Here is a 5,704-nt window from a genome sequence, read left to right as displayed (position 1 = left end):
CGGCGGCGCCCCGCTCCCCCGGCCCTCGCTGTTCGTCGGCGGCCGCCTGGACGCCTCCACCACCTGCCCGGCCGCGTTGCCCTCCCCGGCCACGACTGGACCGGCCGTCCCGGCGCCCGGGGGACGTGCGTGACAAACTGTGTCGATCATGTCCCGCCAGAAAGGTGACGACTCCTATGTCCAGGGTCGAGCTGACCACTAACTTCGGCCGCATCGTGCTCGAGCTGAACGACGCCGAGGCACCCAAGACCGTCGAGAACTTCCTGTCCTACGTGCAGAACGGGCACTACGACGGAACGATCTTTCACCGGGTGATCGACGGCTTCATGATCCAGGGAGGCGGCTTCACGCAGGAGATGTCGCAGAAGCCCACCCAGGCGCCGATCACCAACGAGGCCGACAACGGGCTGAAGAACACGGCCTACACCGTGGCGATGGCGCGCACCGGCGACCCGCACTCCGCGACCGCGCAGTTCTTCGTCAACGTCTCGGACAACGCCTTCCTCGACTTCAAGGCGAAGAATCCGAACGGCTGGGGTTACGCCGTCTTCGGCAAGGTGGCCGAGGGGCAGGAGGTCGTCGACCGGATCAAGCAGGTGCGCACGGGCAGCAAGGGCGGCCACCAGGACGTGCCCCTGGAGCCCGTCGTCATCGAGGCGGCCAAGGTCATCGCCTGACCTCGGTCATGCCGGCGGACGGCCGCCCCGCCCGGGGCGCGCCGTCCGCTTCCGCTTCACGGCATCGAGCTGTCCGAGTTCACCACGATCAGGAAGACGACACCGAAGGCGATGAACACGGCGATGAAGAGCAGCGAGCAGCCCGTGCTCAGGCCGAGCCTGCCCGGCGCCCGGCCCCGGGCCGTCGCGTGTTCGGGGCGCTCCGGCCGATAGTGCACGGTGACGATGTCGCCCTCGACCGTGGTCGACGGGCCGCCCTCCTCGTCGAACCGGACGACGCGCCCGTCATGGGTGGTGAACTCGTAGACGTGGTGCAGTGTCGTGCTCACCGCCCTGCTCCCGCCGCCACTGGTCGTCGTGTACGACCGGACGCACCGGGCCGGGGCCGTGAACCCGCTGGACCAGGCGCTGCTGATCTGACGGTGGCGGCGGACCACGACGAAGCCGAAGTACACCGCGACGGCGATCACACCCAGCGGTACGAGCTGGAACAGAGCTTCCATGGGATCCCTCGAGGTCACGCGTGGGCCCTGGAGGATCGCCCACTCGTCCGCCGGGCGCGCCAGGGCTCTACCGGGTGAACCGTAGCGGCAGACTCCGCGGGCCGCGGATCAACATGCCCGGGCGCCACATGATCGCCGCCGGATGGATGTCCAGGGCGATGTCGGTGCAGCGCTCCAGCAGCGAGCCGATGGCGATGCGTGCTTCGAGGCGGGCCAGCGGGGCGCCCAGGCAGTAGTGGATGCCGTGGCCGAAGGCCACATGGCCGCGGGCGTCCCGGGTGATGTCGAAGCGGTCGGGCGAGTCGAAGCGCGCGGGGTCGCGGTTGGCGTCGGCCAGCGCGACGAGGACCAGTTCGCCGCCGCCGGGGACGACCGTGTCGCCGATCGTCACCGGCTCGGTGGTGAAGCGGTAGGTGGGGGTCTCGACGGGGCCGTCGTAGCGCAGCATCTCCTCGACGGCGTTGTCGATGAGGGACGGGTCCGCGCGCAGGGCGGCCAGTTGCGAGGGGTGGGTGAGCAGGGCGAGGACGCCGTTGGAGATGAGGTTGACGGTGGTTTCGTGGCCCGCGACGAGCAGCAGCCAGGCCATGCCCAGCAGTTCCTCGGGGGAGAGCCGGTCCCCGTCGTCGCCGGCGCCGTGCATCAGCGCGCTCATCAGGTCGTCGCCGGGCCGCTGCCGCCTGACCTCCAGCAGCTCCGTGATGTACCGGGCCATCGAGGCCGCCGCCGCCTTGCGGACGGCCGGGTCGGTGGCGCCGATGGCGTCGTTCGACCAGCTGCGGAAGGAGTCGCGGTCCAGGTCGGGGACACCGAGGAGTTCGCAGATCACGGAGATGGGCAGCGGGAAGGACAGCGCCTCGACGAGGTCCGCGCGCCCGTCCGGGGCGGTGAGCATACGGTCCAGGAGCGCGTCGGTCGTCTTCTGGATGCGCGGCGCGAGTCCTTCCACACGGCGGCCGGTGAACTCCCGGGCGACCAGCTTGCGCAGCCGCGTGTGGTCGGGCGGGTCGGCCCGCAGCATGTGCGGGCCGGAGGAGACGGCGTCCAGCGGCAGTGAGGGCGACGCCTTGCTCCAGTCCTTGGAGAGCCGTGGGTCCGCCAACGCGGCCCGCCCGGCTTCGTAGCCGACGACGAGCCAGGCGGAGGCGCCGCCTTCCGGCATCCGGATCCGGTGCACCGGCCCCTGGGCGCGCAGCCGGGCGTACACGGGGTAGGGGTCGCGGGTGAACGACTCACCGAGCGCGGACAGGTCGACGACGGCCATCGGGTACCACCTCACTGTGCGGGATGCGGTGCTGTGGACATCGTGCGCCCTCGCCCGGGCACCCGCCGTAGGCGATACCGGTCGGTTCAGGCCAAGTTGCGGCGGGGGACGTCTCAGGGGGCCGCCGTCGGCCCCCTGCGTCCTCCCGGGCTGCGCTCCGCGCTCAGCCGCCGACCCTCACCGAGATGCCGGCGATGCGTCCGTGCGCGTCGAAGTCCACCTCGACCGCGTCTCCGCCGGGCAGTTCGGCGACGATCCGCTCGCCCTCGACGCGCTGGGGCACGCCGTGGTGGTCGAAGTAGCCGCCGACGACCTGCCGGGGCGCGTGGCCGATCAGACCGGCGCCGGTGAGCAGCGTCCGCGGCAGTGCGACCGGGTCGAGGCCGGCGCGCGGCACCTGGGTGTCGTCGGGCAGGAAGTAGACCTGTGTGGCCGGCCCGGCGGGAACACCGATGTAGCCCGGCGCCTCGGCCACCCCCATCCCGGTGAAGGCGAGCAGCTCGGCGGCGTGCCGCGGGTCGTCGAAGCCGGACAGCGGCAGGACGTCCGCGGTCAGTTCGGGAATGCCGTGCGCCCGCCCGTACCGCTCGACCGCGGTGGTCAGCGCGACGACCTCGGTGCCGCGGAGCCCCGGGTTGGCCCAGCCCCACATCCAGGACTGCTCCTCCATGTCGTACGTGCCCAGCACGGCGACCCGCAGCTCCAGCCCGCCCTGCCGGTACAGGCAGGACGGCAGGTCCGCGGTCCAGGGGCCGTCGGGCAGGAACTGTGTCAGAGCGTCGAGCTGGGCCGCGCCCCAGGCGGCGTGCCGTTCGGCTTCCAGGAGGAGCGCTTCGCTGAATCCACTCACCATGCCCCGACCCTATGGGGCCGCCGTCGCCGGCCGCCGACCCGGGGGTGCCCCGTGACAGGATGTCCGCCGGGGAACCGATCACCGAGGTCATGGGGCGTGGATGACACAGGCGTTGCTGGATGCGCTGGACGAAGTGCCGTGGGAGCGACTGGAGTCGGCGCTCGAGAGCCACCCGCCCGAGGAGATGCGGCGCGCCCTGCGGAGCCTGGCCCTGAAGGGCGGGGCGACGACCGAGGAGGACTGCTACTCGCTGTTCGACTGCTGCGCGCTGGGCACCGGGCGGGTGACCTCCGCCGCGACCGCCGCCCTGCCCTTCGTCGTCGCCCTGGCCCGGGACCAGGAGATGGGTGCCCGGTTCACCCTGGTCGAGCTGCTGACGGGCCTGGCCGAGGCGGCTGCCCAGGCCGGGCCGGGGCGGGTGGACGCGGACTGGGACGATGCCTGGCGGCGGCAGCGCCCCGCGTTCCGGGCGCTGCTCGCGGACCCCGTGCCCGAGGTGCGCAGGCAGGCCCTGCCCCTCGCGGACGGTGTCGGCGACCTGATGGAGCGGTGGCACGCCGAGACGGACCCGACGGTGCGGCTGCCCGTGCTGCTGGCCCTGGGGGAGGCCGCGGCCGGCTGCGCCGACGCCCGCGCGGTGGACCTGGTGCGCGGTGTGCTCGACGAGGTACTGCGGACCGGCGGTCCTGTCATGCGGGTCGCCGCCGTGCGCGCCTGGGCCGCGTTCGATCCCCAGGTGGCGGTCCGTGAGCTGGACCTGCTGGTGGACGTCTTCTCCGACCGGGCCGTGCGTCCGCGGTTCGAGGCCGTCTGGTTCGTGCCGGACATCGAGGTCCCCCTCAACCGTGAGGACGTGCTGTCCTGGCTGACCCACCGGCTGGAACACGCGCCACGGACGGCGCTCGCCTTCCTGACCCGGCTCATCGACGCGGCGCACCGGAACGGGGACGCCCCGCTGTGCCGGGCCGCGCTGGACGAGGCGTGGCAGCTGCTGGTCGTCCACCCGTCCACGGCCGAGACGCTGCTGCCGCTCGCGGGCGCGCTGCTCGCCGACGCGGACGACGGCGTACGGTACCGGGCGGCCCATCTCCTCGCTGTCCTGGGCGCGCGATCGGCCCCGTACGCCGACGAGTTGGCAGCCCTCCTCGACGATGCCGGTGAGGCCGGGTTCCTCGAGGGCACCGTCGGCGACCACGCCCGCTGGGCGCTGACCCGCATCGGTGATCCGCGCGCCCTGCCGGGGCTGGTCGAGCGGCTGCACGCGCCCTACCAGGGGCAGTACTCGCGCGCGTACAGCATGGCGGAGCCGCGGCTGCCCGAGGTGGAGGACGTCCTGCTGCCGCTGGGGGCGCACGCGGAGGTGCTGCTGCCGGCGCTGCGGGAACTGCTCCGCACGGACGGTGTGGGCGGCGCGCTGACGAACTGCTTCCTCCAGGTCCTGACGGCGTGGGGGCGAGCCTCGGCGCCCGCGCTGCCGGAGGTGGTGGCCCTGCTGGGCGACGCCCGTCACTCGCTGCACGCGGTCCGCGCGCTGGTGGCGATGGGACCCGCCGCGGCGTCGGCCGAGCCTGCCGTACGCCGGTGCACGATCCTCGACTGGCCCGGCAACCACCAGATGGTGGCGTGGGCCGCCTGGCGCCTGGGCGGGGACCGGGACGCGGCGCTGCGGCTCATCGGCGAGGCCATGCTCGCGGAGGCGCCCCTCGGGCACGGTCCTGTCGAACTCCTGGGCGACTTCGGCCCGGCGGCCGCGCCCTACGCCGACCGGGTGCGGCACGTCATGGAGCACGGGGAGCGCTATCTGCGGCCACAGGCAGCGGTCGCCCTGTGGTCGATCACGGGCGACCCCGGGCCGAGCGCGGCCGCCCTGGAGGAGTACGTGCTGCCCGTCGCCGACGGCGACTCCTACGGCTTCTTCCTGCCCTCGCTGCGCGCCCTCGCCCGGATCGGCGAGGTCACTCCCGCGGCGCGGGAGGCGCTGCTGAGGGTGCGGGCCTCCGACCGGCGGCTGGCGTCGTACCGGGACTACCGGGCGGTCCTCGAGGACGAGGAGATCCGTTCCGCGATCGATGACGTGCTCGCCCTGCCGTGACGAGCGGCCACGAGGGCAGGGGCGGTGCCGGACGGGGGGCGGTCGCCGCGCCGTTCACGTGCGGCCGGCTCAGGGCGGGCGGTGGTCGAGGTCGGGGAGGTGCCACTGGGCACGGCTGAGGGGCACACGGACGTGCCGGCAGGCGTGGGAGGATGCCCAGGACGGGCCGGTGTTCCACGTCTCGACCGCATGGTCGTCGCTCAGCGTGACGATCGTGGCGGGCGCGAGAGTGGGGAGGTCACGGCGATCCCGCCCGAGAGCCCGGTCGGTCAGGCCCGTTCCGCCGGGAGCGAGCGGCCGGCGACCCTCCACGTC

General features: G+C 73.4%; 6 protein-coding genes. 2 read left to right on the top strand and 4 right to left on the bottom strand.

Annotated elements, in window-relative coordinates; translation table 11 throughout:
• Positions 1–176: 176 nt before the first annotated feature.
• Entirely contained in the window at positions 177–677 is a 501-nt protein-coding gene (locus CCN42_RS40080; protein ID WP_086171955.1) for a peptidylprolyl isomerase, read from the top strand.
• Between the two features lie 56 nt (positions 678–733).
• Here CCN42_RS40080 and CCN42_RS40075 read toward each other — a convergent pair whose 3' ends face one another.
• The 3 genes from CCN42_RS40075 to CCN42_RS40065 form a co-directional block, all read right to left on the bottom strand.
• Positions 734–1,180: a DUF3592 domain-containing protein gene (locus CCN42_RS40075; RefSeq protein WP_086742028.1), complete on the bottom strand. Its 447-nt coding sequence runs from the start codon at positions 1,178–1,180 to the stop codon at positions 734–736.
• Between the two features lie 67 nt (positions 1,181–1,247).
• The gene (locus CCN42_RS40070; protein WP_086742027.1) at positions 1,248–2,444 is read right to left on the bottom strand and encodes a cytochrome P450 family protein; all 1,197 of its coding nucleotides are present in this window, start codon (positions 2,442–2,444) and stop codon (positions 1,248–1,250) included.
• Positions 2,445–2,607: 163 nt separating this feature from the next.
• The gene (locus CCN42_RS40065) at positions 2,608–3,297 is read right to left on the bottom strand and encodes a DUF6882 domain-containing protein (RefSeq protein ID WP_086742026.1); all 690 of its coding nucleotides are present in this window, start codon (positions 3,295–3,297) and stop codon (positions 2,608–2,610) included.
• Between the two features lie 100 nt (positions 3,298–3,397).
• Here CCN42_RS40065 and CCN42_RS40060 point away from each other — a divergent pair, with 100 nt between their 5' ends.
• The gene (locus CCN42_RS40060) at positions 3,398–5,389 is read left to right on the top strand and encodes a hypothetical protein (protein ID WP_143662240.1); all 1,992 of its coding nucleotides are present in this window, start codon (positions 3,398–3,400) and stop codon (positions 5,387–5,389) included.
• A gap of 69 nt (positions 5,390–5,458) precedes the next feature.
• Here CCN42_RS40060 and CCN42_RS44010 read toward each other — a convergent pair.
• A partial coding sequence (locus CCN42_RS44010) for a hypothetical protein (protein WP_211294907.1) occupies positions 5,459–5,704 on the bottom strand: 246 nt, incomplete at its 5' end.

The sequence above is a fragment of the Streptomyces glaucescens genome, from assembly GCF_002154375.1.
Taxonomy (GTDB): Bacteria; Actinomycetota; Actinomycetes; order Streptomycetales; family Streptomycetaceae; genus Streptomyces; species Streptomyces glaucescens.
Note: the sequence above shows the minus strand (reverse complement) of the source record. Positions and strands in the feature narration are given on the sequence as shown.

Bases quoted from the DNA above. Each gene is read 5' to 3' on its own strand.
- CCN42_RS40080 (WP_086171955.1), top strand. From the start codon at position 177: ATGTCCAGGGTCGAGCTGACCACTAACTTCGGCCGCATCGTGCTCGAG.
- CCN42_RS40075 (WP_086742028.1), bottom strand. From the start codon at position 1,180: ATGGAAGCTCTGTTCCAGCTCGTACCGCTGGGTGTGATCGCCGTCGCG.
- CCN42_RS40070 (WP_086742027.1), bottom strand. From the start codon at position 2,444: ATGGCCGTCGTCGACCTGTCCGCGCTCGGTGAGTCGTTCACCCGCGAC.
- CCN42_RS40065 (WP_086742026.1), bottom strand. From the start codon at position 3,297: ATGGTGAGTGGATTCAGCGAAGCGCTCCTCCTGGAAGCCGAACGGCAC.
- CCN42_RS40060 (WP_143662240.1), top strand. From the start codon at position 3,398: ATGACACAGGCGTTGCTGGATGCGCTGGACGAAGTGCCGTGGGAGCGA.